1 rRNA gene is annotated in these 266 nt (G+C 50.4%); it reads right to left on the reverse strand.

Annotation, left to right across the window (positions count from 1 at the left end):
* Window positions 1–266, reverse strand: a 23S ribosomal RNA gene (locus tag AC0V2Y_RS27805); the annotation flags it as partial.

Here is a 266-nt window from a genome sequence, read left to right on the forward strand (position 1 = left end):
CCTTTCACCCTCATGGAGTAAACCATTCAAGCTACCGGGGCGTACCTTTTCCCGAAGTTACGGTACCAATTTGCCGAGTTCCTTCTCCCGAGTTCTCTCAAGCGCCTTAGAATACTCATCTCGCCCACCTGTGTCGGTTTGCGGTACGGTCTCGTATGACTGAAGCTTAGAGGCTTTTCTTGGAACCACTTCCGATTGCTTCGTGAATAAATTCACTCGTCCCATCCCCTTGAATTCCGCACCCGGATTTGCCTAAGTGCCTTCTA

The organism is Janthinobacterium sp. BHSEK, from assembly GCF_056174685.1.